24 protein-coding genes and 1 tRNA gene are annotated in these 25,610 nt (G+C 66.6%); 15 read left to right on the top strand and 10 right to left on the bottom strand.

All coding sequences use genetic code 11. The features are described from left to right. Positions 1 to 93 precede the first annotated feature (93 nt). Positions 94 to 170 (bottom strand) — tRNA-Arg (locus ACSYAO_RS08945). A 183-nt stretch (positions 171 to 353) separates the two neighbouring features. On the opposite strand from ACSYAO_RS08945, the gene amaB reads away from it, so the two are divergent. The 7 genes from amaB (at position 354) to ACSYAO_RS08910 (ending at position 7,058) form a co-directional block, all read left to right on the top strand. Then, entirely contained in the window at positions 354 to 1,886 is a 1,533-nt protein-coding gene (gene amaB / locus ACSYAO_RS08940) for an L-piperidine-6-carboxylate dehydrogenase (protein ID WP_012480007.1), read from the top strand. Further along, positions 1,886 to 2,725: an SDR family NAD(P)-dependent oxidoreductase gene (locus tag ACSYAO_RS08935; RefSeq protein ID WP_076738965.1), complete on the top strand. Its 840-nt coding sequence runs from the start codon at positions 1,886 to 1,888 to the stop codon at positions 2,723 to 2,725. Before amaB ends, ACSYAO_RS08935 begins: the two co-directional genes overlap by 1 nt. 219 nt (positions 2,726 to 2,944) lie before the next feature. After that, on the top strand, positions 2,945 to 3,229 hold the full coding sequence (locus ACSYAO_RS08930) for a DUF4190 domain-containing protein (RefSeq protein ID WP_005413144.1): 285 nt from the start codon (positions 2,945 to 2,947) through the stop codon (positions 3,227 to 3,229). 4 nt (positions 3,230 to 3,233) lie between these two features. Further along, the gene (locus tag ACSYAO_RS08925; protein WP_049396305.1) at positions 3,234 to 4,004 is read left to right on the top strand and encodes a class I SAM-dependent methyltransferase; all 771 of its coding nucleotides are present in this window, start codon (positions 3,234 to 3,236) and stop codon (positions 4,002 to 4,004) included. Positions 4,005 to 4,012: 8 nt separating this feature from the next. Further along, the gene (locus ACSYAO_RS08920; RefSeq protein ID WP_005409365.1) at positions 4,013 to 5,068 is read left to right on the top strand and encodes a quinone-dependent dihydroorotate dehydrogenase; all 1,056 of its coding nucleotides are present in this window, start codon (positions 4,013 to 4,015) and stop codon (positions 5,066 to 5,068) included. Between the two features lie 8 nt (positions 5,069 to 5,076). Then, positions 5,077 to 6,138, top strand: a complete 1,062-nt coding sequence (gene murB / locus ACSYAO_RS08915; RefSeq protein ID WP_076739012.1) for a UDP-N-acetylmuramate dehydrogenase — start codon at positions 5,077 to 5,079, stop codon at positions 6,136 to 6,138. A 32-nt stretch (positions 6,139 to 6,170) separates the two neighbouring features. Next, positions 6,171 to 7,058, top strand: a complete 888-nt coding sequence (locus ACSYAO_RS08910) for a DMT family transporter (RefSeq protein WP_032966688.1) — start codon at positions 6,171 to 6,173, stop codon at positions 7,056 to 7,058. Positions 7,059 to 7,211: 153 nt separating this feature from the next. Here the strand turns inward: ACSYAO_RS08910 and ACSYAO_RS08905 are convergent, their stop codons facing one another. The 3 genes from ACSYAO_RS08905 to ACSYAO_RS08895 all read right to left on the bottom strand — a co-directional run bounded on the left by ACSYAO_RS08905 (position 7,212) and on the right by ACSYAO_RS08895 (position 9,973). After that, entirely contained in the window at positions 7,212 to 8,252 is a 1,041-nt protein-coding gene (locus ACSYAO_RS08905) for an aminoglycoside phosphotransferase family protein (protein ID WP_076738963.1), read from the bottom strand. A 99-nt stretch (positions 8,253 to 8,351) separates the two neighbouring features. After that, positions 8,352 to 9,386 carry a DUF418 domain-containing protein gene (locus tag ACSYAO_RS08900; RefSeq protein ID WP_076738962.1) on the bottom strand — a complete coding sequence of 345 codons (1,035 nt, stop codon included), beginning with the start codon at positions 9,384 to 9,386 and terminating at the stop codon, positions 8,352 to 8,354. After that, complete coding sequence (locus ACSYAO_RS08895; RefSeq protein WP_076738961.1) at positions 9,383 to 9,973, bottom strand: TetR/AcrR family transcriptional regulator; 591 nt, start codon at positions 9,971 to 9,973, stop codon at positions 9,383 to 9,385. Before ACSYAO_RS08895 ends, ACSYAO_RS08900 begins: the two co-directional genes overlap by 4 nt. A 143-nt stretch (positions 9,974 to 10,116) precedes the next feature. Between ACSYAO_RS08895 and ACSYAO_RS08890 the strand changes: the two genes are divergently transcribed. Then, positions 10,117 to 10,542 carry a DoxX family protein gene (locus ACSYAO_RS08890; RefSeq protein ID WP_060380028.1) on the top strand — a complete coding sequence of 142 codons (426 nt, stop codon included), beginning with the start codon at positions 10,117 to 10,119 and terminating at the stop codon, positions 10,540 to 10,542. Here ACSYAO_RS08890 and ACSYAO_RS08885 read toward each other — a convergent pair. Then, on the bottom strand, positions 10,515 to 11,318 hold the full coding sequence (locus tag ACSYAO_RS08885) for an APH(3')-II family aminoglycoside O-phosphotransferase (protein WP_005409358.1): 804 nt from the start codon (positions 11,316 to 11,318) through the stop codon (positions 10,515 to 10,517). The genes ACSYAO_RS08890 and ACSYAO_RS08885 overlap by 28 nt on opposite strands. A 41-nt stretch (positions 11,319 to 11,359) precedes the next feature. Beyond that, positions 11,360 to 11,863, bottom strand: coding sequence for a DUF2938 domain-containing protein (locus ACSYAO_RS08880; protein WP_076738959.1), 504 nt, complete (start codon positions 11,861 to 11,863; stop codon positions 11,360 to 11,362). Between the two features lie 55 nt (positions 11,864 to 11,918). On the opposite strand from ACSYAO_RS08880, the gene ACSYAO_RS08875 reads away from it, so the two are divergent. Genes ACSYAO_RS08875 through ACSYAO_RS08865 form a run of 3 tightly spaced genes read left to right on the top strand, consistent with a single transcriptional unit; the run spans position 11,919 to position 14,072 of the window. Further along, complete coding sequence (locus tag ACSYAO_RS08875) at positions 11,919 to 12,584, top strand: ArsR/SmtB family transcription factor (RefSeq protein ID WP_005409356.1); 666 nt, start codon at positions 11,919 to 11,921, stop codon at positions 12,582 to 12,584. A 14-nt stretch (positions 12,585 to 12,598) separates the two neighbouring features. Next, complete coding sequence (locus tag ACSYAO_RS08870; protein WP_059034257.1) at positions 12,599 to 13,327, top strand: GNAT family N-acetyltransferase; 729 nt, start codon at positions 12,599 to 12,601, stop codon at positions 13,325 to 13,327. A gap of 28 nt (positions 13,328 to 13,355) precedes the next feature. Further along, positions 13,356 to 14,072: an SDR family NAD(P)-dependent oxidoreductase gene (locus ACSYAO_RS08865; RefSeq protein ID WP_005413133.1), complete on the top strand. Its 717-nt coding sequence runs from the start codon at positions 13,356 to 13,358 to the stop codon at positions 14,070 to 14,072. On the opposite strand, the gene ACSYAO_RS08860 is transcribed toward ACSYAO_RS08865, so the two are convergent. After that, positions 14,066 to 15,532: an MFS transporter gene (locus tag ACSYAO_RS08860; RefSeq protein ID WP_253189380.1), complete on the bottom strand. Its 1,467-nt coding sequence runs from the start codon at positions 15,530 to 15,532 to the stop codon at positions 14,066 to 14,068. The two genes, ACSYAO_RS08865 and ACSYAO_RS08860, sit on opposite strands and share 7 nt — an antisense overlap. A gap of 84 nt (positions 15,533 to 15,616) precedes the next feature. Here ACSYAO_RS08860 and ACSYAO_RS08855 point away from each other — a divergent pair, with 84 nt between their 5' ends. Together ACSYAO_RS08855 and ACSYAO_RS08850 are read left to right on the top strand one after the other, a co-directional pair. Then, on the top strand, positions 15,617 to 16,600 hold the full coding sequence (locus ACSYAO_RS08855) for a LysR substrate-binding domain-containing protein (protein ID WP_425522461.1): 984 nt from the start codon (positions 15,617 to 15,619) through the stop codon (positions 16,598 to 16,600). Between the two features lie 63 nt (positions 16,601 to 16,663). Further along, on the top strand, positions 16,664 to 18,610 hold the full coding sequence (locus tag ACSYAO_RS08850; protein ID WP_076738956.1) for an EAL domain-containing protein: 1,947 nt from the start codon (positions 16,664 to 16,666) through the stop codon (positions 18,608 to 18,610). On the opposite strand, the gene ACSYAO_RS08845 is transcribed toward ACSYAO_RS08850, so the two are convergent. Beyond that, positions 18,607 to 19,218 carry a TetR/AcrR family transcriptional regulator gene (locus ACSYAO_RS08845; RefSeq protein WP_076738955.1) on the bottom strand — a complete coding sequence of 204 codons (612 nt, stop codon included), beginning with the start codon at positions 19,216 to 19,218 and terminating at the stop codon, positions 18,607 to 18,609. The genes ACSYAO_RS08850 and ACSYAO_RS08845 overlap by 4 nt on opposite strands. A 104-nt stretch (positions 19,219 to 19,322) precedes the next feature. On the opposite strand from ACSYAO_RS08845, the gene ACSYAO_RS08840 reads away from it, so the two are divergent. After that, the gene (locus tag ACSYAO_RS08840; protein ID WP_076738954.1) at positions 19,323 to 20,399 is read left to right on the top strand and encodes an MBL fold metallo-hydrolase; all 1,077 of its coding nucleotides are present in this window, start codon (positions 19,323 to 19,325) and stop codon (positions 20,397 to 20,399) included. Between the two features lie 27 nt (positions 20,400 to 20,426). Here the strand turns inward: ACSYAO_RS08840 and ACSYAO_RS08835 are convergent, their stop codons facing one another. After that, entirely contained in the window at positions 20,427 to 20,924 is a 498-nt protein-coding gene (locus ACSYAO_RS08835) for a helix-turn-helix transcriptional regulator (RefSeq protein WP_012479990.1), read from the bottom strand. Between the two features lie 513 nt (positions 20,925 to 21,437). Here ACSYAO_RS08835 and ACSYAO_RS08830 point away from each other — a divergent pair. Further along, positions 21,438 to 24,551 (top strand): discoidin domain-containing protein, encoded by a 3,114-nt coding sequence (locus ACSYAO_RS08830; protein WP_076738952.1) that lies wholly within the window; start codon positions 21,438 to 21,440, stop codon positions 24,549 to 24,551. Positions 24,552 to 24,626: 75 nt separating this feature from the next. Here ACSYAO_RS08830 and ACSYAO_RS08825 read toward each other — a convergent pair whose 3' ends face one another. Next, positions 24,627 to 25,604 carry an ABC transporter substrate-binding protein gene (locus tag ACSYAO_RS08825; RefSeq protein ID WP_076738951.1) on the bottom strand — a complete coding sequence of 326 codons (978 nt, stop codon included), beginning with the start codon at positions 25,602 to 25,604 and terminating at the stop codon, positions 24,627 to 24,629. Positions 25,605 to 25,610: the final 6 nt, after the last annotated feature.

The following is a 25,610-nucleotide window of genomic DNA, read 5'->3' as shown; positions in this document are numbered from 1 at the left end:
TCCGCGGCGCTGGGACCACTGGGACCAAATCCTGTGGATATGCAGGAAACAGTGGGAAATGCTCGCTACTGAGTCTTCCTAAGTTATTGATTCTGGTGACCCCGGCCCGATTCGAACGGGCGACCTTCCCCTTAGGAGGGGGACGCTCTATCCAGCTGAGCTACGGGGCCATGCAGCCGGGAAGTTTACAGGCAACACACCCTGCCCTCCAAGCATTCGTGCTCCACACGGCGGCGCTGGCGCGTTGCACCATGGCCGGACAGGCCGCTCTGCTACCATCGGCGATTCAGTTCATCGCGCCCCCCACCTGCCCGCGATGGCACCAAACAACGTAACGAAACACAGGAGTCTGCATGTCTTCCGAGCTGCTCAAGTCCCTTGGCCTGGACGCGATCAACGCTGGCACGTACCTGGGCAACGGGGAGTGGTCGAGCGCGACCAGCGGTGAGCTGATCACCCCGGTCAACCCGACCACCGGCGAGCCGATCGCGCAGGTCCGCGCGACCACCGAGGCCGAGTACGAGACCGTCGTCGCCCGCGCCCAGGAAGCCTTCAAGATCTGGCGTACCACGCCGGCCCCGCGTCGCGGCGAAGCCGTGCGCCTGTGCGGCGAAGCACTGCGCAAGCACAAGGACGCCCTGGGTTCGCTGGTGGCGCTGGAAATGGGCAAGAGCAAGCCGGAAGGCGACGGCGAAGTGCAGGAGATGATCGACATCGCCGATTTCGCCGTGGGCCAGAGCCGCATGCTGTACGGCTACACCATGCATTCCGAGCGCCCCGGCCACCGCATGTACGAGCAGTACCACCCGCTGGGCCTGGTCGGCATCATCTCTGCCTTCAACTTCCCGGTCGCGGTGTGGAGCTGGAACTCGTTCCTGGCCGCCATCTGTGGCGACGTGTGCATCTGGAAGCCGTCCAACAAGACGCCGCTGACCGCCATCGCCTCGCTGAAGATCTGCAACGACGCCCTGCGCGAAGCCGGTTTCCCGGACATCTTCTTCCTGATCAACGATGCGGGCACCGCGCTGTCGGAAAAGATGGTCGATGACCGTCGCGTGCCGCTGATCAGCTTCACCGGCTCGACCCAGGTCGGCCGCACCGTCAACGAGAAGGTCGCGCGTCGCCTCGGCCGCTGCCTGCTGGAACTGGGCGGCAACAACGCCATCATCCTGGACGAAACCGCCGACCTGAAGCTGGCCGTGCCGGGCATCGTGTTCGGCGCTGTCGGCACCGCCGGCCAGCGCTGCACCACCACCCGCCGCCTGATCGTGCACCGCTCGATCTACGCCGACGTGCTGGCCACCCTGGTCAAGGCCTACAAGCAGGTCGAAGGCAAGATCGGCGACCCGACCGATGCGGCCAACCTGATGGGCCCACTGAACAGCGATGGCGCCGTGCAGCAGTTCCTCGATGCCATCGCCCAGGCCAAGGCGGCCGGCGGCACCATCGAAACCGGCGGCACCCGCATCGACCGCGCCGGCAACTTCGTGCTGCCGGCGATTGTCTCCGGCCTGAAGAACAGCGATGCCGTGGTCCAGCACGAGACCTTCGCGCCGATCCTGTACGTGATGCCGTACGACACCCTCGATGAAGCCATCGACATGCAGAATGGCGTGCCGCAGGGCCTGTCGTCCTCGATCTTCACCCAGAACCTGAAGACTGCCGAGAAGTTCCTGTCGGCCGCTGGCAGCGACTGCGGCATCGCCAACATCAACATCGGCACGTCCGGTGCGGAGATTGGTGGCGCCTTCGGTGGCGAGAAGGACACCGGCGGTGGCCGCGAGTCCGGTTCGGACGCCTGGAAGGTCTACATGCGCCGCCAGACCAACACCATCAACTATTCGGACTCGCTGCCGCTGGCCCAGGGCATCAAGTTCGATCTGTGATGGCAGACGTTTCTGCCATGGCTGCGGGTCAGAGCCCCTCCGGGGATCTGACCCCTGCCCAGGGCCGGATCCCCAATGGGGCTCCGACCCTCGACTTCACCGGTCGCCGCGTGCTGATCGCCGGCGGCAGCAAGGGCATCGGTCGTGAAATGGCGTTGGCATTTGCCGGCGCCGGTGCGCAGGTCTCGGTCTGCGCACGTGGCCAGGCCGGCCTGGATGCCCTGCGTGCCGATGCGCAGGCACAGGGCACCCCACTGCATACCGTCTCCGCCGATCTGGCCGACGCCGGCCAGATCCAGGCCTGGCTGCAGGCCGCTGCCGATGCACTCGGCGGCATCGATGTACTGATCAACAACGCTACCGGCTACGGCATGGCCGACGACGAGGATGGCTGGGCCGCCAGCCTGCAGATCGACCTGATGGCGGCGGTACGGGCCTCGCGCCTGGCACTGCCGTGGCTGCGCGCATCCAGCGATGCCTGCATCCTCAACCTGTCCTCGATTGCCGCACAGCAGCCACGCCCCGGTGGCGCGCCCTACGCCGCCGCAAAGGCCGCGCTGTCGCACTACACCACGTCGCAGGCATTGGCGCTGGCCAAGGACCGGATCCGGGTCAACGCCATCGCCCCCGGTTCGATTGAATTCGATGACGGCCTGTGGGATCGCCGTCGCACCGAAGATCCGGCGCTGTACCACGGCACCCTGGCGAAGATTCCGTTCGGCCGCTTCGGCCATCCGCGCGAAATTGCCGACGCCGCCCTGTTCCTGTGCTCGCCGCTGGCGCGCTGGGTCACCGGCAGCGTGCTCAACGTGGATGGCGGCCAGGTGTTGATGGGCTGATACCGGCACTCCGGTAGCTGCCAACCTTGGTTGGCATGCCTTTCGTCGACCAAGGTCGACGCCTACCCTGCTGAAATGGCTTTCGTCGACCAAGGTCGGCGCCTACCAGGGCTGGCACCTCGTTCGCCCACCAGGGTCCACGCCTGCCATCGCATCCGCCGGGCATGGGATTGCCTGGGCAGAGGCACTATCATGTGCACACTGCCAAGGAGGACCCCGATGAGCGTGGCACCCCGACAGACAAGCGCCCTGGCCGTGGTCAGCCTGGTCATGGGCATCGCCAGCTGGACCGTCCTGCCCTTCGTGGCCAGCATCGTGGCCATCATCACCGGCCACATGGCCCGCGCCGAGATCCGCCGCCGCCCGCACGAACTGGAAGGTGATGGCCTGGCCGTTACCGGCCTGGTGCTGGGCTGGGTGATGGTCGGCGCGGTACTTGCCGCCATCCTGGTCTTCATCCTGTTCTTCGGTGGCCTGGCGTGGCTGGCCGCGGTGTCGAACTGACGCCATGACCACCTCCGACAGCACTGAACGCTTCAGCAGCCGCGTCGCCGACTACGTCCGCTACCGGCCCGATTACCCGCCCGCGCTGCTGGAATGGCTGCACGGCCCGATGGATGTCAGTCACCAGGCCCGTGTCGCCGACATCGGTGCTGGCACCGGCATTTCCAGCCGTCAGTTTCTGGCCAGCGGTCATCCGCTGGTGGCGGTCGAGCCGAACGCCGCCATGCGCGCCGCCGCCGAAGAGTGGCTGGCGCCGCAGTATCCGGGCTTTTCCGCCGTCGATGGCCGCGCCGAGGCCACCGGCCTGGACGATGCCAGCATCGATCTGGTCAGCGTCGCGCAGGCGTTCCACTGGTTCGACACCGTGGCAGTGCGCGCCGAGTGGCAGCGCATCCTCTGCCCCGGTGGCCTGGCACTGATCTACTGGAATTCGCGCCTGCTCGATGCCAGTCCATTCCTGATCGGCTATGAACAGCTGCTGCTGGACTACGGCACCGATTACACCGCGGTGGCCGAGCGCTACCAGGACGATGCCACCATGCAGGCCTGGTTCGGCCGCGGCCTGCGCGGCATGGTGGAGTTGCCGAACGTACAGCATCTGGACTTCGACGCCCTGCGCGGGCGCCTGCTGTCCTCCTCCTACGCACCCCAATCCGGTCATCCTCGCCACGCGCCGATGATCGACGCTCTGCAGGACCTGTTCGCCGCCCACGCGGTCGACGGCCAGGTCGCTTTTGAATATCGAACCCGAGCCTTCCTCGGCACGCTGGACTGAACCGACGCATGTATTCGCTTGCCCGCCCCTTCCTGTTCTCGCTCGACGCCGAGCGCGCCCACGGCCTCGGCCTGTCCGCACTGGACCTGGCCTACCGCACCGGCACCACGCCGCTGCTGGCCGCACGCATCGCGCCGATGCCCAGCACGGTGTTCGGGCTGACCTTCCCCAATCCGGTCGGCCTGGCCGCCGGCCTGGACAAGAATGGCGAGCACATCGATGCGCTGTTCGCGCTCGGCTTCGGCTTCGTCGAGATCGGCACCATCACCCCGCGCCCGCAGGCCGGCAACCCGCAGCCGCGCCTGTTCCGCCTGCCGGAACACAACGCGATCATCAACCGCATGGGCTTCAACAATGCGGGCGTGGACGCGCTGGTGCGCAATGTCGAGCGCGCGCGCAACCGCCGCGGCCTGCTCGGCATCAACATCGGCAAGAACAAGGACACCCCGAACGAACAGGCGGTGGACGATTACATCGCCTGCCTGGACAAGGTGTATCCGCTGGCGGACTACATCACCGTCAACATCTCCTCGCCCAACACCGCCGGCCTGCGTGAATTGCAGGAAGAGACCGCGCTGCGCCAGCTGGTCAGCCAGTTGCGTGACCGCCAGGAAGACCTCGCGGCGCGCCACGGCCGCCGCGTGCCGATGCTGGTCAAGGTGGCACCGGACCTGAGTGACCGCGACATCGATGCCGCCGCGCGCGTGCTGGGCGAACTGCAGGTGGACGGCGTGATCGCCACCAACACCACCATCGACCACAGCAAGGTGGCCGGCGATCCGCTGGCCAACGAGGCCGGCGGCCTGTCCGGTGCGCCGGTGCTGGAGCAGTCCACCCTGGTGCTGCGCCGCCTGCGCTCGCGCCTGCCCGAATCGGTACCGCTGGTGGGTGTGGGAGGCATCCTGTCCGGTGCCGATGCGGTGGCCAAGATGGCCGCGGGCGCGGCGCTGGTGCAGTGCTACAGCGGCTTGATCTTCCGTGGCCCGGCGTTGGTCTCCGAATGCGTGGAGGCGATCCGTCGCCGCCGCGAAGCGCCGAGCCGCGGCGCGGTGGCCCCACTGTGAGCGCGCCCATGGATACCGTCGACGGCAACGCCCCGCTGCGCTGGACGCTCACCCGCAATGCGCCACTGCAGGCGCTGAACACCTTCCACGTGCAGGCCAGCGCCGCGCAGCTGCTGGAACTGCACGATGCCGCACTGCTGCCGGAAGTGCTGGCATTGCCCGAAGTGGCCAGCGGCCCCCTGTTGGTACTGGGTGCCGGCAGCAACGTACTGATCGCCGAAGACCTGCTGGGCACCGTGCTGGTGTTCGGCAACCGTGACATCAGTTTCCTGGAACACCGCGCTGACCACGCAGTGATCCGCGCCGGGGCCGGCGTGCCCTGGCATGGCCTGGTGATGTGGTCGCTGCAGGAAGGCTTGTCCGGGCTGGAGAACCTGGCCCTGATTCCCGGCACCGCCGGTGCCGCGCCGATCCAGAACATCGGCGCCTACGGTGCGCAGGTCGGCGAGTTCATCCAGGCGGTCGAGGCCTGGGACTGCCAGGAACAAACCTGGGTACGGCTGGACAACGAGCAGTGTCGCTTCACCTACCGCGACAGCGTGTTCAAGCAGCAGATCGACCGCTACCTGATCACCGCCATCGAACTGAAGTTGCCGCTGCTGCACGACCTGCGCATGGACTATGCCGGCATCCGCGAGGAACTGCAGGCACAGGGCGTGGAGCTGCCGAGCGCAGTGGACGTGGCCAACGCGGTGATCGCGATCCGCCGCCGCAAGCTGCCCGACCCGGATGTGCTGGGCAACGCCGGCAGTTTCTTCAAGAACCCGGTGCTGCCGCTGGAACAGGTCGATGTGCTGCTGCAGCACTTCCCCGACCTGCCCGTGTTCCCGGCCGAGCAGGACGACAAGCGCAAGGTCTCGGCTGCATGGATGATCGAGTCCTGCGGCTGGAAGGGCTTCCGCGAAGGCGATGCAGGCGTGGCCCCCAGCCACGCGCTGGTACTGGTCAACCATGGCAATGCCAGCGGCGCTGAACTGCTGGCGCTGGCGCGACGCATCTCCGCTTCAGTGCTGGAGAAGTTCGGCGTGCCGATCGAACCGGAGCCCCGCCTGCTCGGCGCACAGTGGTGAACACCCCCGCCCTCTCCCCCAGCGCCACCCCGATGCGGGCGGCGCTGCTGATGCTCGGCAGCACGATGGCATTCGGCCTGATGGCCGTCGCCATCCGCTACGCCACCCGGTACGTACCAACCCAGGAAGTGGCGTTCTTTCGCAATGCCTTTGGCCTGCTCGCGTTGCTGCCGATGCTGCTGCGCCCCGGCCATGCACCACTGAAAACGCAGCAGCTGCCGCGTTACTTCGTGCGCAGTGCGATTGGCCTGGGTTCGATGCTGTGCGCGTTCTGGGCACTGGGCCATCTGCCACTGGCGCAGGCGGTTTCCCTCTCGTACTCCACGCCGTTGTTCGTCACCATCGCCGCCGTGCTATGGCTGGGCGAGACCGTGCGTATACGCCGCTGGGCCGCGGTGGTGGTTGGATTCATCGGTGTGCTGGTGATCGTGCGCCCCGGCACCGCCGGCTTCACCGCCGGCAGCCTGGTAGCGGTGGCAGCCGCCGTGCTCAGCTCATTGGTGGCGATCCAGATCAAGCAGCTGACCCGTGTCGACAGCGCTGACACCGTGGTGCTCTACACCTACGTGTTCTGGGTGCCGCTGTCGCTGGTCCCGGCACTGTTCGTCTGGGTCTGGCCCTCCGGCATGGCGTGGCTGTGGCTGCTGGCCACCGGCGTGCTGGGCACCGTCGGCCAGCTGCTGTGGACGCGGGCGTTGCGCCTCGGTGAAGTCTCGGCGCTGACCCCGATCAGCTTCCTGCAGCTGCCGCTGGTAACGCTGCTCGGCTGGCTGCTGTTCAACGAAAGCGTGGATCGCTGGACGCTCATCGGTGCCGGCATCATCCTCGCCGCCAACGCCTACATCGCCCACCGCGAAGCCGTGTTGTCGCGCCGCGCCGCAAGCGCGGCGGCCTCTGCAGCAGCCAAGCCCGCCGAATGAAAACCATCTGCATGGACAAGCCATGGGGCCTGCACGGGCAAGCCACGGGTCGTGCATGGACAGGCCATGGGTAGAGTCGACTGTTAGTCGACTCCCGCGCGCAGCGCGGGCTTTGCCTGTTCCAATCGAAGCGCAGTCGACTAACAGTCGACTCTACCCGGGGCGATGCTGGCAACGGCCTGGAACCTGATCCAGCGCGCGATATACCCGCTCCGCCGCATCGAACACATTGCCCGGTGCGAACTGCTCCCCCAGGTAGTGCAGTGACTGCCGGCGCAACTGCGGCGATCGGTCCTCCCCGTCACTGCCCAGCAGCACCTGCTGGAACTCGATCAGGTCCTGCAGAATGCGCCAGTGCCGGTACCAGGCGATCCAGCGCGGGTCACCGCGATCGCTGCCGTAGCCCTCCTCGAACCCCAGTGGATTCTCGCGACCCCAGCGCCCGCCAACAGCGGCACCGATGAACATCAGGTCACGCTCGCGCGGGGCCAGCGACAGACCATCCCAATCGATCAGGTGCAGGCCCCCGTCATTGCCCATCAGCAGGTTGCCGGCATGCAGATCGGTGTGGCACAGATGCAGGTCTACCGGCGCGTCCTGCAACGCCGCTAGCAGCTCCCGTGCCTGCGCATGCAGCGCCGCGATGCGCGCATGCTGCTGGTCCCATACCGAAACGAATGCGCGGCCCAGCCCGTCCTTCGCGGCCGCCAGGCCCTCGCCGGCCAACCATTGCCCGACGGTCTCCAGCGCCGCGGTTTCCAGCCGTACGATCGGCAGTGCCTGCTGCAGTTCCGCTGGCAACTGCGCGCCATGCAGGCGCCGCAGCACCTCCCCCAGCCGTTTCCACTGCGTGCGGCTCAACGCCGCCTCGAATCCGGACTGGCCTTCCACATACGGGAACAGGGTGAACTGCAATCCCCAGCGCTGCACAGACGCACCACCGGTCAACGCCGGCCACGGCGCGACGATCTCATCGATACCCAGCGTGCCGCGCATCCAATGCAGGCTGTCCCACACCGCTGGGGCGACCTGGTAGGTACGGCATTTCAACCACCACTGCCCGTGCCGCGCATCGACGCGATACACGCTGGCATTGGCGTCGGCGCCCACCGGGCGTGGCACCACGGCGGTGGGGGTGATGCCATAGGATTGTTGCAGGACTTCGCCGAGATGCTGCGCCGAAGCGAATGACATGGATGCAAGCGGAAAGTGTTACCTGCCACCACTATCGCAGATGCGTTCGCCGCGGCACAGACATGTCCGTCACAACATCGATTCAGCACGACTAGGGAACTAGCCTGCGATGCGCCGCATCACCGTCTCCAGCGGGCCGCGTGCGAACTGCCACGACCATAGCCAGGCCGCGCCCGTCGCCAGCATCAGGAACAGCAGCGCCCACAGCAGCACCGATGCGAGCGACGCGCTGCCATCGAGCAGGCCCAGGCTTTCCAGCGTGCCCATGCCCAGCAGGATGTGGCCCACATACAGGGTCAGGGTCATGCGTCCGGCCGCGGTGAACGGCTCCAACCAGTCACCCGGTCGCACACGCGCCAGCCACAGGCAGGCGGCGATGACACTGCAGGCCGCACCCGCACCCGTAAGCACATAAGCCGGTCCCGGCGGCATCGGCTGCGTTCCCAGCCACACCTGCCAGGGCGTTCCCTGCGCAAGCTGCTGCACGCCATGTCCAGCCCCGATCAGCAGCAGCCCCAGCACCAGCAATGCATGCTGTACCCGCGGCTGCGACAACTGAAGCCGTGCCAGCAGCATCCCCAGCAGGAAGAAGCACAGCCACGGCATCAACGGGTGGAAGCCATTGAACAGCAGGTTGCGGGCTGCGCCCGGCCATTGCCACAGGCCGGCATATTCCAGCGTCTGCCAGTTCCATCCCTGGCTGTAATCCCAATGCAGCAACGCCCAGAACGAACAGGCCGCCAGGCCCACGATGCTGGCCAGCAGCACGCGCGGCGAGGCACGCAGCCACACCACGGCCAGCGCGAAATACACCGCGTAGTAGTGCAGGATATCGGCCGGGAACAGGGTCAGGTTGAGCAGGCCCAGCACCATCAGGAACAGCGCGCGCCTCCAGGTCTGCACGCTGGCCGGCCACCACCCTTGCCGCTGCGTGGCCAACACCAGGCCCAAGCCAGCCAACGTAACGAACGTCGCCGAAGCCTTGCCCTCCAGAAAGTGGAAGAAGCCTGCCAACCATCCGGCGCCCTCTGCCGGCACGGCCATCGCCAGGCGGAAGTTGACCAGCACCATGCCGGCCAAGGCCAGGTAGCGCGCCAGATCAAGGCCGTGCAATCGCCGGTCAACGGCACTCATGCGCGCGCCCCGAGCAGCAGCGCGAGCAGGCCAAGATCCAGCGATGCCTCATCGCCTTCACCGGCTTCGCCCAGCCCCCGACGCAGTGCATCGCTTTCAATGGCATCCAGCAGCACCTGCGCCTGCAATGCCGGTGCCAACACGGGACGCCGGTGTTCGCGCTGTGCCACCTGCTGCAGCGCTTCGGCCAGGACCGCCTGCAACTGCCTGCGATTGGCCGCAAATGCCTCGGCTACGGCCGGATTGCGTGCGCTCTCGGCCAGCACTTCGACGGCGAGCGTCGCCCATTCCGGCTGCCGGCACAGTGCGTGGAAGTCCCGAAGGAAAGCCAGCACCTGTGCGCGCTCGCCTTCGGACGCGGCCAGTCGCTGCAGCAACGGTGCCAGCTCTTCGCTCTCAGCCACCGCCACGGCAAGGATGATCGCCTCCTTGCCCGGGAAGTGGTTGTAGAGATTGCCCAGGCTGACACCGGCCGCCTGCGCGATGTCACGCATGCTGGTCTGGTGGAATCCCTTCGCGAGGAAGCACTGCAGGGCGGCCTGCAGGATCTGCGCGATGCGTTGCTCGTTGCGGTCGGCTCGGCTCATGGCGCAAATAGTGAACGAACGTTCGTCCAATTAAAAGGCGACAACCCGACCACCATCGGGCTTCGTTCAGCCAGCCTTGACCTCAACCGCTGTTGAGGCCCGATGCTGCCCGGCCCGCCCAACGCTCAACCCGGAGTTCCTGCATGCCACGGATGATCGCCACCCTGCTCGACAGCCGCGTGCTGTGGTTCCTCGCCCGGCTGCTGCTGGCCGTGGTGTTCCTGTCCTCGGGCCTGGCCAAGCTGCTGGCGTGGGACAACAGCGTGGCCGAAATGCAGGCCGCCGGGCTGCAACCGCCTGTGCTGTTCAACCTCGCCAGCGCCGTGGTGCTGCTGGGCGGCGCACTGTGCCTGCTGCTTGATCGCCTGCTCTGGCTGGGCAGCGGCGCGCTGGCAGTGTTCATGCTGCTGACCATCGTCGTCGTGCATACCTTCTGGACCAAGCACGGCGCGGAACAGCAGCTGGCCCTGTTCTTCGCGCTGGAACATCTGAGCGTGGTGGGTGGCCTGATCTGCGCGGCCATCGCCAGCCAGGCGCGGGCTCAGAAGAATTCGTCAAGCAACCGGTAGAACGCCAGCCGTCGTTCGTCGGCAACCATGCCGTAGCGCTGGAACAACGGCGCCACCCAACGCGTGTCGCCGAAGTTGTGGACCAGGCTGCGCGCGGCCAGCGCCAGGTCCTGGTAGCGGTCGGCAACACCCAGTCGCCCACAGTCGATGAAACCGCTGAAACGCCCCTCGACCACCATCAGGTTCGGCAGGCAGGCATCGCCATGGCTGACCACCAGGTCTTCATGATCGGGCCGGGTGCTGCACAGTTCAGCGAAGACCTGCTGCGGACTCTGGCCCAAGCGTTCGTCATCGAAATCATCGGCATCCACCAAGCCCGCTTCGACGCGGGCCTGCGCGGCCTGCAGGCGCGAGGCCAGTCGCTGGTCGAACGGGCAGGCTGCCAGCGGCAACGCATGCAGCCCGCGCAGCGCGTCGGCCAGCATTTCCACCAGCTGCTGCGGCGCGAGTTCCGGCGACGAAGCCAGGTCGCGGCCGGGCAGCGCGCTCATCAGCAACCAGCGCCGGCCCGCTTCTTCGGCGGTGGCAATTACCGTTGGTACCGGTTGTCCCTGTTCCTGCAGCCAGCGCAGGCGCGCGATCTCATCACCGAGCTCACTGAAGGCGTCGATCACTTCCGACTTCACGAAGGCATCGGCCTGCCCCGGCCGTTGCACACGGGCTACATCCGCGCGCGACACGCCGATCGACTGCCGCTCGATGCGCGCATCGGCCAACGTTTCCTGCCATGCCCACGGTAGCGGCATGCCATCAGCGAAGGGATCAGGTGCTTCCATGCCGGGGTGTTCCTGTTGCCGGTGACCCCACCGATTTTCGCTCACCCTGCACGAACCGCGGCCAACAGCAGCGCGGAAAGGTACATGCCCACGCCGAACACGCTGTGCGCCACCAGGCTGCGCAGGCGTGCCTTGCCCGGCGCCGGGGTCTTCGAAGCGGCAATGCCGGCACCCATGCCCGGCTGAAGGATGAAGAACGGCGCGGCAACACTGAGAATGCCGAAGGCCAGCGCCGGCCACAGGGTGGGTGCCTGCCCCCAATCGCTCCCGACCACGACCAGCAACAACGTGGCGAACACCACACCGATCACGTAATGCGCGGTCCACCCCAGCGCGCGCTCGCCACCGACCGCTGCCGCGCGGCCGATGCCATCGTGGCGGAAGCGCCCGCGTGGCAGGTGCCCCAGCCAACGCCCGACCATCGCAAAATCCAACGAGGGAATGCCGAACAGCCGCCGCTGCACCACCGCCCACAGGTCCATTACTGCGGTCGCTCCCACGCCGACTACCACCGCATCCATCACGAATGTCGCCTGGCCAAGCATATCGCACACCTTCAATTATTTGCTTGAATGATAGAGCGATGCTAGCGTGCCCCGCATGAACGCTGCAACAGAGCCACCACCCTCACCGCTTGAGGCCTTGGCCGAGATCGCCCGCACGCTCGGCCATGCCCATCGCCTGGCCCTGCTGGAGCACATCGCCCAAGGCGAGCGCGCCGTGGAACGCCTGGCTGAACTGACCGGCCTGTCGGTGGCCAATACCTCCCAGCACCTGCAGCAGCTGCGCCGTGCCGGCCTGGTACAGACCCGCCGTGACGGCAAGCGCATCCTCTACCGCAGCGGTGATGGCCCGCTGGGCAACCTGCTGGCCGCACTGCGCGACTATGCCGACCACCAGCGCAGCGAAATGCACGGCGTGATCCACGACAGCCTGCAGCGCCGCGATGCGCTGGAAGGACTGACCGTGGAGCAGCTGCTGGAACAACGCAGCAGCGTGGTGCTGCTGGATGTGCGGCCGCGCGAGGAATTCGATCTGGGCCACCTGCCCGGCGCGCTGAACATTCCCGTTACGGAACTGCGTGCACGGATGGACGAACTGCCGCGTGCCGTCCACATTGTCGCGTACTGCCGCGGTCCCTACTGCGTGCTGTCCAACGATGCGGTGGCGATGCTGCGCGAGGCCGGACTGACCGCGCAGCGGCTCGCCGCCGGTTACCCCGAATGGAAGGCCGCCGGCCTGCAGGTGGACCTGCCCCGGCACTGAGCGAGACACCGGTCATGGATGATGTGTTTGCCCCGTTGATCGATGCGACCTGGCGCGGCGTGTTCTCCGGGCAGCGCACGCTGCGGGACGATCCACAGCTGCAGTTGGCGTGCAGCGATGATTTCGATGAGGGCGAGGACGGCATGCTGCTGCAGCCGGTCGTGGGCCCCGCTCGCGCACTGTTGCGCCCTGCCCTGGCGGCTCGCCTGCACGTGCACGCGCAACCGCACTGGACGCTGGCACAGCTGCAACAGCGCCTGCAGCAGCTCGGCCAGCGCACGCATGGTGCGGATCGTGTCTTCTACTTCCCTGCCGCAGAACTTGCGGCCCTGGCCGCGCGCCCTGCACCACTACATATCCGCCGTCTCGACCCGGCCGACGCAGCCGCGTTCGAGGTGTTCCAGGCCAACGCCAGCGAAGAGGATCTCGATGCCGCCTGGGTCGAGCTGGACCACTGGCAGGTGTTCGGCGCCTTCGATGGCGAGCGGCTGGTTGCCGCGGGAAGCATGTACCCGTGGAGCCTGGATCCAGCCCTGGCCGACATGGGCGTGCTGACCCTGCCCGAGGCCCGCGGTCGCGGGCACGCGCGCCAGCTGGTACACGCCATGGCCGTGTCCGCGCAGGCTGCCGGGCTGCAGCCTCAGTACCGTTGCCAGCTCGACAACACCGCCTCGATCATTACCGCCGAGCGCAGCGGCCTGCGCGCGTTCGCCGACTGGGACACCATTCTGGCTGCCGACTGAGGCCGCCGCAGTACAACAAGGAAGCAACATGAAATTGATGGTCATCGGCGCCAGCAGGGGCCTGGGTCGGGCGTTCGTGGAAGGCCTGTGCAGTGCGGGCGACACCGTCATCGGCGTTTCGCGCAGCCGTCCGCGCGACCTTGAATGCCCCGAGGGTGTCACCCTGCAGTGGATCGAGGCCGATCTCTCCCAACCCACCCTGGCTGCCAATCACATCGCAGCGCAGGCACCGGCCGATCTGGATGTGCTGATCCACAACCTGGGCATCTGGGAAGAGACCGCCTTCAGCGACGAGTACGCCTTCCTCGACGAGAGCGATGCCGCGCTCACCCAGCTGGTCGACGTCAACATCACCGCGACCTTGGTGCTGCTGCAGCGCCTGCTGCCGCGGGTGCTGGGCGCGCCACGCCCGCAGCTGGTGCTGACCGGCTCGACCTCGGCACTGCCGCGCAGCGGCCGCCCGGAAGTGGCGTTCGGTGCATCCAAGTTCGCACTCAACGGCATCGCCGATGCACTGCGCGAGGGCTTCCGCGATCGGCGCCTGGCGGTGACCAGCCTGCAGCTGGGCTACCTCAACACCGACGATGCACTGTCGGTGCCGGTGGCAGAGGCCGCAGCGCGCGGCGACGGTGAACTGGTGCCGGTGCACGACGTCGTTGCGATGGTGCGCGCGCTGCTGCAGTTGTCACCGTCCGGCTTCGTGCGCGAACTGGTGCTGCCGGCCATCGCCGACCCGCGCTACTGACTACCCCTGCTCAGGCCAGGCTCGACCTCTTCGCGCAACAGGTACCCAAGCACGATGGCGGCCAGCACGGTCGCCATCGCCAGGGCAAACAGCTGGCCACGGACGGCCTCCACGTATGCCTGGGCAAGCGCCGTTCTCGAAACGCCGGGCAATGCCTCCACCGCTCCGCCAAGGTCGCCCATGGACAGCCTGTGCACGGCGGCACGGGCCACGACGCCGGCCTCCAGCATCATGTCCCCGCCAATCCGGGCCGAGAGCATGATGCCGACAAGCGCGAGGGCAATGGAATCGCCTGCCAGTCGCATCGCATTGAAGATGCCAGCGGCCATGCCGGCCTGCTCCTTGCCGACCACGCTGACCGCCAGGCCATCCATGATCCCCCAGGGAAGGCCGATGCCGATTCCGATGACCAGCATCGGCATCCAGCGCACCGACGGGAACTGGAACACCTGCGCCAGCCATGCCAGCCCAAGCGCACCGATCAGCAGGCCCGCACAGCACAGCGTCCGCGCCGGAATCCAGCGCAGCAGGTAGCCGGCAACCAGGGGAACAACCAGCAAGGGTGCAGACAGCGCTGCCATCGCCAGTCCAGCCTCGGTGGGTCGCAGTCCTTCAACACCAATGAAGCCAGCCGGCAGCACGACCAGAAGGACGACGTAGGAGAACGCAGGGGCAGCGGCCAGAATCTGCACACCAACAAAACGCCGGTTGCGGAACAGCCCGAGATCCAGCAGCGGTGTTCGATGGGAGCGCTCAACGGCAATGAACACGCCCTGCAGCACCACCGAGAGCGCCAGCAGTACCAGCGTCTGCGGATGCAGCAGGCCACGTTCCGGCAGCACGATCATGGCGTAGGTGAGTGAGCCCAGCGCCAGCATGAAGGTGATGGCCCCCAGCCAATCCAGGCGTGGCGAACCGGCGTTTCTCGATTCGGCGGATGACAGGGCGACCAGCGGTACGGTCAGGGCCGCCAGCAACGCAGGCAGGAAGAACACCCATTCCCAGCCCAGCGCATCGATCAACCCGCCCGCCAACAGCGGACCGCCTGCGGCCCCTGCACCAAAAGTGGTGCCGATCAGGCTGAACACCCTTGCCCGCGCCTGGCCGTCGAACACCTGCGCCAGCGACGCCATCGCGCCGGCAAACGCTGCCGACGCCGCCATCCCCTGAAGCAGTCTCAGGACATTGATCCACGCCACATCGGGCATCAAGGGAATCAGGCCGGTGACGAGTGCAAACAACGCGCCGCCCATAATCCAGATCCGGCGCCTGCCATGCAGATCGGCCAGTCCACCGGCCACCAGCGTGGTGCAGCCGTAGGTCAACAGGTAGGCGTTGATGATCCAGGACAACGCCGCAGGAGAACCGCCCAGCGCGTCCCGGATGGCAGGAATGCCCACGGCAGGGCTGGCAATGCTCAAGGGAATGGTGAGCGCCGTCAGACAGCCTGCCAGCACCACGCCAAAGCGTGATGATCCGGCCGTCTCAGCAGAGGCAACAGACATGTCGATGAAACTCGAGCGTGGCCAAGCGCCACCGCATTGATGCTATGGACGACGCTATTGCGTAAGAATCCGTCATTCGCTCCATGCTTTAATGACACAAACGTCATCAATGGCCACGTCATGGACAGCTTTGCCGGTCTCAGCCTCTTCGTTCTGGTCGCCGAGGCACGCAGCTTCGCGGCCGCAGCACGACAGCGTGGCATCACCCCTTCGGCCGCAAGCAAGACCATCGCCCGGCTGGAAGAGCGCCTGGGCGCCCGCCTGCTGAATCGCAATACCCGCAGCGTCAGCCTGACTGCCGAAGGCGAGCAGTTCCTTGAACGCTGCCGCCGCATCATGATCGAGGTCGCTGCGGCAGAACGCGAACTGACCGATGCCCAGGCCGCGCCCAGCGGTCGCCTGAAGGTCAGTCTTCCACTCGCCAGCGGTCTGATGCTGCCGGTGCTTTCGGCGTTTGCGCAGCGCTTCCCCGCCATCGAACTCGACCTGCACTTCAGCGACCGCCTGGTCGATGTCATCGAGGAGGGCTTCGATGCCGTCGTCCGCACAGGCAGCCCCGCCGACTCCCGGCTGCACGGCCGCAACCTCGGCAGTACCCGCCTGCTGTGCGTGGGCGCCCCTGCGTACTTCGCCCAGCGCGGCACGCCGCAGCACCCGGACGAGCTGAGCGGCCACGCATGCCTTCTCCATCGCTTTCCCGGCACCGGCCTGATCGAACGCTGGCCACTGCCCGCACGTGAGGGAGGCGCTGAAACCCGGCTGACTGCCGCAATGACCGCCAATCATCTTGAGACGATCCTGCACATGGCCATCGATGGCCATGGCATTGCGTGCCTGCCCGACTTCGCCACGCGTGATGCGCTGGACCGCGGTTCGCTCGTCAGCGTTCTGGACCCATGGAGCACCGAGCGAAGCACCTTCTGGGCCCTCTGGCCAAGCCATCGCCATCAGCAGCCGCGTGTTCGGGTGTTTGTCGATTTCATGGCCGAACACCTCCTTCCCGGAAACGACCGCTGCAATTGAACCTGCGCGCTGCTGCGACTACGCTGCTCGTCACCGGCCGTCGGTCACAGGCGGGAACCTGCTATGGATGCGCTTTCACGGGTCTCGGCCCAGGTCCTGGACAGCGCCCTGCCCAGCCTGCCGCTGTACCTGCTGCAGGCCACGGCGGTGATCGGCATGATCGGCGTGCTGCTGATCGCCACCCGCCGCGCCGGCCACGCCATTGAAGGCCGCCGCCTGTATGTGGGCGTGGCGCTGGGCCTGATCTACCTGTTCAATTCCTGGTTCGTGGCCCGCTACAGCCAGGGCGTGGTCAAGCTCCACCTGGGTTTCGACATCCTGCTGGTCAGCGGCCTGCTCGGCGGCTGGCGCGGTGGCCTGGCCTGCCTGGGCGCCAGCCTGCTGGCCCGCTACCAGTTCGCCGGCATCCAGTATTTCCTGCCTGCCGGCCTCGAGGCCACGCTGCAGATGCTGGCCGGCGTCTGGCTGCGCAGGCGCCTGCACCCGCGCATGCTCAATGAACTCTCGCTGCGCCTGATCCTGCAGGCCTGGGGCGTTCGTATCGTCGTCACTGCGTTGGGCCTGGCACTGGGGGTAGCAATCATCGGCGCCCATCAGCTACCCGTGGAGGAGTTGGCAATCCAGCGCCTGCTGGCACTGCCACTATCACTGCTGATGCTCGGCGCGGTGTTCGCACTGGTCTACAACGATGCGCAGATTGATGCACAACGCCAGCGCGAACAGGCCTGGCTGCGCATCGATCCGATCAGTGGCCTGCCCAACATGCGTGCGCTCGGCGAACGCCTGCAGCACTACTGGCGCGACAACGACGGCATCGGCAAGGCCTGCCTGATCGTGGCCGAGATGGGAAACCTGCGCGATCTGCGCCTGCGCTATGGTCCGCTGCAGGACAACGGTATCTGGCAGCGCGACAGCACCGAAGAAGTACATCGGCTGCTGCCCTCGCTGCCGTCCGCGCAACTGGAGATCTACCAGTTCGGCGATGCCACGCTGGCGATCCTGGTGCGCGACCTGACCTTGTCCGAACTGCGCACGCAGCCCCAGATCACCGAGCTGGCCAGCAACCTGGCCGAGCAGGTCGGCCGCGATTGGCCCGGTTTCCGGCCGCTGTTCCGCTGTGCAGTAGTCGAATTGAAGCCCCCCGTAGATGCCGACGAAGGACATCTTCCGTTCCGTGCGATCACCGTTGCACTGAGTGCGATCGAATCCGGCGTCGTGTTCTTCGACGACCCGATCCAGCGCGACAGCGAGATCGACGCCCTGATCGAAGTCGCTCTCGAACGTTGGCTGCAGCAGGGCGACGCACCGCTGTGCTACCAGCCCAAGCATCGCCTGCAGGATCGCCAACTGGTCGGCGCCGAAGCACTGCTGCGCATGCGCGATACCGAGGGCAGGATGATCGCACCGATGCGCGTGATCTCCCTGCTGCGTCGGCATGGGCGGTTGGCCGAACTGGAATGGGCCACGCTGCAGTCGGCCATCCACTTCCTGCAGCAGTGCCGACGCGATGGCTGGCAGCTGAAGATCGCAGTGAACGTTTCGGCCGAGTCACTGCGCCTGCCCGACTTCGGCCTGCGCCTGCAGGAACTGCTGCAGCTGCATGATGTGCCCGGTGCGATGCTGCGCCTTGAGATTGTCGAATGGACCGAGATCGTCGAGCGCGACGCGGTCGATGCCAACATCGCACAGCTGCTGGCGGCAGAGGTCACCCTGTCGCTGGATGATTTCGGCGCTGGCTATTCAACCCTGATCCTGCTCTCGCAGCTGGCCATCGCCGAGGTCAAGATCGAACAGGCGCTGATCGCCACACTGTCCGACGCCAAGTCGCAGTCGATCGTGCGCTTCATCGTCGAGGTTGCGCACCGCTGCGGCGCGATCGTGGTGGCCGAAGGTACCGAAACCCTGGCGCAGGAGCAGAAGCTGCGGGCCCTGGGCGTGGATGTCGGCCAAGGCTATCTGTACTCGGCGGCGCTGCCGGCCGACGAGTTCCTCCGCTTCGCCGCCAGCTAGACCGCGTAGAAACCCAGGAACATCGCCACCGCCGATTCGGCCACGCGTGCACGCTCCTCTGCGTTCAACGGCGCCTGCCCCATCGTCACCTGTGGCCAGAACGCAAAGCTCTTCACCAGCCCGTGCAGCTGGTGGCCGGCGAACTCCGGATCGACCTCGCGCAGCCGGCCGTCAGCGATGGCCGCGCGGATCCACGCACTCTCGCCACTTTCCTTCTCGCCCATGCGGCAGACGATGGCCTGCGCACGCTCCGGTGAGTGGATGATCTCGGCCATCGCCACCCGCGCCAGATCGATGAAGTTGGCATCACTGAGCAGTTCCAGCTTCTGCCCCAGCAACTGCAGCAACTGCGCCTGCAGCGGCTGGTCGGCGCGGTACGGCAATGTGTCGCTGGCCACGCTGCGTTCCCACAGCTCCTCCAGGATCATCGAAAACAGCGCTTCCTTGCTCGGGAAGTGGTTGTAGACGGTGCGCTTGGAGACCCCGGCCACCTCGGCGATGCGGTCCATGCTGGTCGCCTCGTAGCCCGATGCACGGAACTCCTCCACCGCCGCGCGCACGATGGCCTCGCGTTTGCGGTCGGTCAGGCGTTGTGGGGCACGGGGCATGGCAGAAACCGGATAACTGAACGGATGCCTCCATTTTACACTTGGTAGTGTACTTTTGGAAAACCCGAAACTACACTGTGCAGTGTACTCAGCGGACGTCACCCATGAAGCGCCTGCTCCTTGTCCTCCTGCTTGGAATCCTCGCCGTGACCGCCTACACCTTCTGCAAGTCCTGGTCCCTCCCCGACTTCCCCGAGTCTCCGCAGTACCGTGATGGCAAGTTCCGCAATGCCCTGCCCCGTCCAGCGATGGGCCTGCGCGACGGCCTGGAGATCTGGTGGACGTTCCTCTTCAACAAACCCAAGGGCACCGTGCCCGCGCACCCGATTCCAGTGCAGCCGCTGGACCGCGCCACACTGGATGCTGCACCGGACCGCAGCCTGTTCCGGCTGGGGCACTCCACGATCCTGCTGAAGCTGCGCGGCCAGTACTGGCTGACCGACCCGGTGTTCTCCGAGCGCGCCTCGCCGGTGCAGTGGATGGGCCCGGCCCGCTTCCATGCGCCGCCGATCAGCATCGACGATCTGCCGCCGATCGCCGGCGTGATCCTCTCGCACAACCACTACGACCACCTCGACCACGCAGCGGTGATGCAGCTGGCCGGCAAGACCGCGCGCTTCATTGCACCGCTCGGCGTCGGCGACCAGCTGATCGCCTGGGGCGTGGATGCCAGCAAGGTCGAACAGCTGGACTGGTGGCAATCCACCGAAGCCAGCGGCCTGCGCCTGACCGCCACCCCGGGCCAGCATTTTTCCGGCCGCGGGCTGGGCGACAGCGACCGCAGCCTGTGGGCGTCATGGGTGATCCAGGACGGCGACTTCCGCATCTTCTTCAGCGGCGATACCGGTTACTTCGACGGCTTCAAGGCCATCGGCGAAAAGTACGGTCCGTTCGACCTGACCATGATCGAAACCGGTGCGTACGACCCACGCTGGGCGTTCGTGCACATGCAGCCGGAACAGACGCTGCAGGCGCACCTGGACCTGCGCGGCAAGTGGCTGCTGCCGATCCATAACGGCACCTTCGATCTGGCCTTGCACGCATGGCAGCAGCCGTTCGAACGCATCACGGCATTGGCGGCCGCGAAGAACGTGCCGGTGGCCACGCCGATGATGGGCGAAGCACTGGACATGCAGGCGCCGCAGGCGGGTACGCGATGGTGGGAGACGGTGGAGCTGTAATGCGATGGGCTCCGATTCTGGCCGCTGCTACGTCTTCGGGTGAAGCCTGCGCCCTTCCCGGGCCAGATTGATCTGCAGCGCAGCGGCGGCGAGCTCGGTCATTTCCGTCGTGACTTTCCCGCTGCCGCGCGCTCGCAGCCAACCGAGAATGTCGACCAGATGCCAGATCGAGGTCGAGCCGTCATGCACGGGGGACGGAAACGACTGCGGGTTGGCCAGCATGAGCTTCCGCATGTTCTGGCGCGACATTCCGAGCAGGTCTGCGACGTCAGTGAGCCCCACCAGATCGGGGCTCACTTCAACCAGTTCGGCACCGGGCACGGCCCGCTGCACATCGTCCAGCGCCGAACGCAGGGCAGCCCCTGCGCTGTCTGCTTCGCGGCAGAACGCCAGGGCCAGCCGTCCCGGCAGCCCAAGGCCCACAAGCGCGTCGTCACAGCCGCCTTCGGCCAGGCGCTGCTCGAGGACGCCGATTTCATTGCCTGTGTCCGGCAAGCGGTACTTCAGGGTGAAGTTGAATTCCATGATTGACCCCTTCGCTTCTGACGAAGCCTGATCTCATTGCTCACGACTGCAGTTCTCGACCACACGCCGCAAGGCCCTTGCATGATGGCTGCCGCTTCGCGGCGTGCTCCAGACGCTCACGATGCAGAACTCCCCGCATCGGCAATCGGTGTCGTTGTAAGGGCAATACATCCGGCCCCACGCATGGCCGCCCGCCATACGGAGCCTCCACCCGCGGTCCTCCGCGAACTGCAACGCCGCTTCGATGTCCTTGTCTGGATGACGCGCTCGAGACATTCCTTGTTCTCCATAGTCTGCACACGGCTCACGTAAGTTGTCAAATGACAACCAAACTAAAAGACTTGCGATGTGACCCTAGCCAATCCGCGCTACACGTCCAGAGCCACATCCGTCAGCCCTCCCGTGATGGCGGGGCCAGCGTCCAGCGGCGCTGCAGTGCGTCATGTAACCGATTACATCCCTTGCTAGCGTAGCGCTCGCCCGATTCCGGTCGATCCTGCGAGGCTGCCAGTAATGACGTTGCGCGCCGAACGCTCCAAGGTCTCCACACCGCTTTTCCCGTTGCGCCCTGCCGCTGCCCTGCTGTTGGCCGCCCTGGCCTCCAGCGCACAGGCACTCCCCCCGCGCAGCCAATGGCAGGCCAGCAGTTCCTCGCAGCAGGTGCCGGCGATGGCGATCGGCCACCTGATCGACGGCGACCCGAAGACCGTGACCGGCGGCGCCTTCAGCCCCGGCCACTGGTTCCAGATCGACCTGGGCGCACCCACCCTGCTGGCCGGCGCGCGCCTCACCTGGGATGTCTCCACTCCGGAAGGCTATTCGCTGCAGACCTCACTGGATGGCACGCAGTGGCAGACCGCGTACACGATGGCCGATTCACTGGGCGATGTGGAAACGCTGTACTTCGCGCCGCGGCAGGCGCGCTATCTGCGGCTGGCCAGTCCGCAGCGCACTTCCGACTGGGGCGTGTCGATCTTCGAGATGGAGCCGCTGGACAGCACGCTCAGCGCACGCATCAGCGGTATCGATGCAGCGCAGGCAGCAGCGCTCTGGCAAGGCGGCGGCACCGTTCCGATGCCGGCCGGGACAAATGGATCCCATGCGTTAGAGATCACGCTGCCGCAGGCTCAATCGACGGCTGGTCTGGTGGTCGACTGGGCTGATGGAAACCGCGGCCCTGCCCGATTGCAGGTTCAGGATGCACAGGGCCGGTGGCAGGACCTCGCGCACGATGCGCAGGCGGCCAGCCACCGCCAGAGCTGGTTGGCCGCCAACGCCGCACAGGCCGTGCGTGCATTCCGCCTGAGCGTGGATGGATCTGCACCAAAGGTGGCACGCCTGCGCCTGCTCGGCCCGAAAGCCGTGATGACGCCAATGAAGCAGTACCAGATTGCCGCCAGTGGTGCGCAGCGCGCGTTGTTCCCGGCCTCGCTGCAGATGCAGCAGACTTACTGGACCGCCGTCGGCGTGCATGCCGGGCGACAGAAATCGATCTTCGACGAGTACGGCAACCTGGAAGCATTCAAGGGCGCGCCGCTGGTGCAGCCACTCTGGCGTAGCGCTGACGGGCGTGCCGCAGGTGCCACCGGGCAGAACGTGCAGCATGCATTGCGTGATGGCTGGAAGCCGATGCCCTCCGCCACCTGGTCACCGCAGCCCGGCCTGGAGCTGCGCAGCGAAGTGTTCGCCATCGAACGCGACGGGCAACCGGTCACCTTCCTCCGCCATCGCTTGCACAACACCGGCAAGACCCGCATCGACGGCACGCTCAGCCTGGTCGTGCGCCCGATGCAGATGAATCCACCGTGGCAGAACGGCGGGCTGTCACCCATCCGCGATGTGGCGATCGATGGACAGGCCGTGCGCATCAATGGACGCACGCTGCTGCAGTCGCTCACGCCGGTGACTGCGTCCGGCGCGGCGCCGTTTGGCAGGGATGGCGCAACGGAAATCACCGCGACCCTCGCTGCCGGCCAGCTGCCCTCCACGCAACAGGCGCGCGACGACGAGGGTCTTGCCTCGGCTGCGTTGAACTACCGCGTCTCGTTGGCGCCGGGAACCAGCGATGCCATCGTGGTCGCGTTCCCGCTGGGTACTGCCGCCGCCGATAGCAAGGGCGCACTGCCCGAGGCGCCTGCGCTCGATCTGGCCACGCTGCCCCGCGATGCCAATACGGCGTTCGATTCCCTGGCCACGCAAGCCTCCGCGGACTGGCAGGCACGGCTGGGCCAAGTCGGGCTGCGCCTGCCCGATCCTTCGCTGGTCGACATGCTGCGCGCGCAGGCCGCCTACATGCTGATCAACCAGACCGGCCCGGCCATGCAGCCCGGGCCCCGCAACTACAACCGCTCTTTCATCCGCGACGGCATGGCCACCTCGGCGGTGCTGCTGCGCATGGGCGAAGCACGCGTCGCGCGCGACTACCTGGCCTGGTACAGCGAACACGGCGTGCATGCCAACGGCCTGGTCTCGCCGATCCTCAACGACGATGGCAGTGTCAACACCGGTTTTGGTTCGGACATCGAGTACGACAGTCAGGGCCAGTACGTGACGCTGGTGGCCGATGTCGCGCGCCTCGATGGCGGGCCCGAGTCGGTACGTGCCTATCTGCCGAAAGTGAAAGCGGCGCTGCGCTTCCTGCAGGAACTGCGCGAGCGCACGCTGGTGCCCGGCTACAAGGCCGACCAGCCGGCGCCGAAGCGATTCGCGGGCATCCTTGCGCCGTCGATCAGCCATGAGGGATATCCGTCGCCCACCCACAGCTACTGGGATGACTACTGGGGACTGAAGGGCTGGCACGACGGCGCGTGGCTGGCCGAGTCGCTGGGCGACCATGAAACCGCCCGTTGGGCGCGCGAACAGTACACGCTGCTCTACGACGCGCTGCACGCCTCTATCCGGGCGACGATGGCGTGGAAGGGCATCGACTTCATTCCCTCCTCGGCCGACCTGGGCGATGGCGACCCCACCGGGGTATCGATCGCACTGGACCCGACCGGCACGCAGAGCGTGCTGCCCGCCGAGGCGTTGAAGACCACCTTCGCGCGTTATCTGGAGGATGTGCGCAAGCGCAGCCAGCCCGATGCGCTGTACGCCTATACGCCGTATGAGATCCGCAACGTGCTGAGCTATGTGCACCTGGGCCAACCGCAGGTTGCCGATGAGCTGCTGCAGGGACTGCTGCATGATCGGCGCCCGCTTGAGTGGCAGGTACTGGCCGAGGTCGTGCACTCGCGGCTGCGTTTCCCCCGCTACCTGGGCGACATGCCGCATACCTGGATTGGTGCCGAGTACGGCCGCACGCTGTTCGGCATGCTGATGCGCGAAGACGATGATGCGTTGTCATTGCTGCCGGGCACGCCGCCGTCGTGGGTGGCGGGCGATGGGTTGGCGGTGGAGCGGCTGCCGACCGCGTATGGCACGTTGCAGATGCAGGCGCGGCAGCGCGACGGCATGCTGACGGTCACGCTGGGCAAGGGGTTGCGCAGCGGAACGGCAGTGAAGGTCTGGTGGCCGGCGCGCACCATGCCGAAGACGGTGCGTGTGGATGGGCGTAGCGTTTCCGACTTCGATGCCGAGGGTGTGCGGCTGGCGAAACCGTTCAGAACGCTGGAGGCGCGCTGGTAGAGGCGAGCTTGCTCGACTGCATGTCGCCGATCACCATGCGCCAGTCTACAGGGGCCCGCCGGGCCACGCCCGGTGTCATTGCAGCGTCGGCAATCCCGGCGGGTTGGTCTGCGACTGCGGCACAGCTTCCTCGGCCACGTTCCATCGCTTCAGCGCCTGCGCATAGGTACCACTGGCAATCTGCGTGTTCAGCGCCTGCGTCACCGCATCAGCCAGGCCGCTGCCCTTGCGGGTGGTCACCGAGATCGCCGCAGCGTTCGGCCAGCCGCCGGGGAACAGGCCCACGCGCCGCACCTTGCCGTCGCGTGCCGAGTACGCGCCGGTGGCATTGGGCTCGAACGAGACATCGGCCCGCCCGGTGATCACCGCCAACCGGCCGACCACCGCGTCATCGAAGTACTGGTACTCCACCGGCTTCAAGCCGGCAGCAATGTTCTGCTGGTCCCACTGCCGCAGGATCTGGTCCTGGTTGGTGCTGGCACCGACCACCACCTTCAGCCCGGCAACGTCGGCCGGCTTTTCGATCTTCTGGATCGGCCCATCAGTGCGCGTGTAGATGCCCAGCAGGTCGTAACGGTAGCTGGAGAAATCGAACTTCTTCTTTCGCTCCTCGGTGACCGTCACGTTCGACAGCACCGCATCGTACTTGCCCGATTCCAGCCCCAGCGGCCAGTCGGCCCACGCCACCGGCACGATCACCAGCTTCCGGCCCAGCGCATCGGCGATCAGGCGCGCAATGTCGGGCTCGATGCCGACCACGTCCTTGCTGTCGGCACCATAGTCGGCCAGCGGCAGCTGCCCCGGATGGGTCGCCACGGTGAACGCCCCCGGCGTGACGAAGCGGTAGCCAGCCGGAATCAAGGCCTGCGCCTTCGCGTCGAGCGTGCCCTTCAGGATGGCGGTGTTCGCGCCGGCCAGGCTGGTCGCGGCCACGGCGCCGGCATCCGGGGCCTGGCGCACGCGCGAGTAGACGATGCCGGCGATGCCGATGACCAGCACCCCTGCGATCAACAAGGTGCTGCGCGAGGGGCGACGCGGTGCTGCAGGGCTCATGGTGTT

The organism is Stenotrophomonas sp. STK16_22, assembly GCF_051984505.1.
Taxonomy (GTDB): Bacteria; Pseudomonadota; Gammaproteobacteria; order Xanthomonadales; family Xanthomonadaceae; genus Stenotrophomonas; species Stenotrophomonas maltophilia_A.
The sequence above is the reverse complement of the archived record's forward strand: the minus strand, read 5'-3'. Positions and strand labels throughout refer to the sequence as shown.

What these genes read in the sequence shown, in the direction of transcription:
- ACSYAO_RS08900 (WP_076738962.1), bottom strand. Translation starts at nt 9,386, where the DNA reads ATGAGTGCCGTTGACCGGCGATTGCACGGCCTTGATCTGGCGCGCTAC.
- ACSYAO_RS08925 (WP_049396305.1), top strand. Translation starts at nt 3,234, where the DNA reads ATGACCACCTCCGACAGCACTGAACGCTTCAGCAGCCGCGTCGCCGAC.
- ACSYAO_RS08855 (WP_425522461.1), top strand. Translation starts at nt 15,617, where the DNA reads ATGCTATGGACGACGCTATTGCGTAAGAATCCGTCATTCGCTCCATGC.
- ACSYAO_RS08930 (WP_005413144.1), top strand. Translation starts at nt 2,945, where the DNA reads ATGAGCGTGGCACCCCGACAGACAAGCGCCCTGGCCGTGGTCAGCCTG.
- ACSYAO_RS08910 (WP_032966688.1), top strand. Translation starts at nt 6,171, where the DNA reads ATGCGGGCGGCGCTGCTGATGCTCGGCAGCACGATGGCATTCGGCCTG.
- ACSYAO_RS08870 (WP_059034257.1), top strand. Translation starts at nt 12,599, where the DNA reads ATGGATGATGTGTTTGCCCCGTTGATCGATGCGACCTGGCGCGGCGTG.
- ACSYAO_RS08895 (WP_076738961.1), bottom strand. Translation starts at nt 9,973, where the DNA reads ATGAGCCGAGCCGACCGCAACGAGCAACGCATCGCGCAGATCCTGCAG.
- ACSYAO_RS08935 (WP_076738965.1), top strand. Translation starts at nt 1,886, where the DNA reads ATGGCAGACGTTTCTGCCATGGCTGCGGGTCAGAGCCCCTCCGGGGAT.
- ACSYAO_RS08885 (WP_005409358.1), bottom strand. Translation starts at nt 11,318, where the DNA reads ATGGAAGCACCTGATCCCTTCGCTGATGGCATGCCGCTACCGTGGGCA.
- ACSYAO_RS08920 (WP_005409365.1), top strand. Translation starts at nt 4,013, where the DNA reads ATGTATTCGCTTGCCCGCCCCTTCCTGTTCTCGCTCGACGCCGAGCGC.
- murB (WP_076739012.1), top strand. Translation starts at nt 5,077, where the DNA reads ATGGATACCGTCGACGGCAACGCCCCGCTGCGCTGGACGCTCACCCGC.
- ACSYAO_RS08845 (WP_076738955.1), bottom strand. Translation starts at nt 19,218, where the DNA reads ATGCCCCGTGCCCCACAACGCCTGACCGACCGCAAACGCGAGGCCATC.
- ACSYAO_RS08825 (WP_076738951.1), bottom strand. Translation starts at nt 25,604, where the DNA reads ATGAGCCCTGCAGCACCGCGTCGCCCCTCGCGCAGCACCTTGTTGATC.
- ACSYAO_RS08890 (WP_060380028.1), top strand. Translation starts at nt 10,117, where the DNA reads ATGCCACGGATGATCGCCACCCTGCTCGACAGCCGCGTGCTGTGGTTC.
- amaB (WP_012480007.1), top strand. Translation starts at nt 354, where the DNA reads ATGTCTTCCGAGCTGCTCAAGTCCCTTGGCCTGGACGCGATCAACGCT.
- ACSYAO_RS08905 (WP_076738963.1), bottom strand. Translation starts at nt 8,252, where the DNA reads ATGTCATTCGCTTCGGCGCAGCATCTCGGCGAAGTCCTGCAACAATCC.
- ACSYAO_RS08875 (WP_005409356.1), top strand. Translation starts at nt 11,919, where the DNA reads ATGAACGCTGCAACAGAGCCACCACCCTCACCGCTTGAGGCCTTGGCC.
- ACSYAO_RS08865 (WP_005413133.1), top strand. Translation starts at nt 13,356, where the DNA reads ATGAAATTGATGGTCATCGGCGCCAGCAGGGGCCTGGGTCGGGCGTTC.
- ACSYAO_RS08850 (WP_076738956.1), top strand. Translation starts at nt 16,664, where the DNA reads ATGGATGCGCTTTCACGGGTCTCGGCCCAGGTCCTGGACAGCGCCCTG.
- ACSYAO_RS08830 (WP_076738952.1), top strand. Translation starts at nt 21,438, where the DNA reads ATGACGTTGCGCGCCGAACGCTCCAAGGTCTCCACACCGCTTTTCCCG.
- ACSYAO_RS08840 (WP_076738954.1), top strand. Translation starts at nt 19,323, where the DNA reads ATGAAGCGCCTGCTCCTTGTCCTCCTGCTTGGAATCCTCGCCGTGACC.
- ACSYAO_RS08835 (WP_012479990.1), bottom strand. Translation starts at nt 20,924, where the DNA reads ATGGAATTCAACTTCACCCTGAAGTACCGCTTGCCGGACACAGGCAAT.
- ACSYAO_RS08880 (WP_076738959.1), bottom strand. Translation starts at nt 11,863, where the DNA reads ATGCTTGGCCAGGCGACATTCGTGATGGATGCGGTGGTAGTCGGCGTG.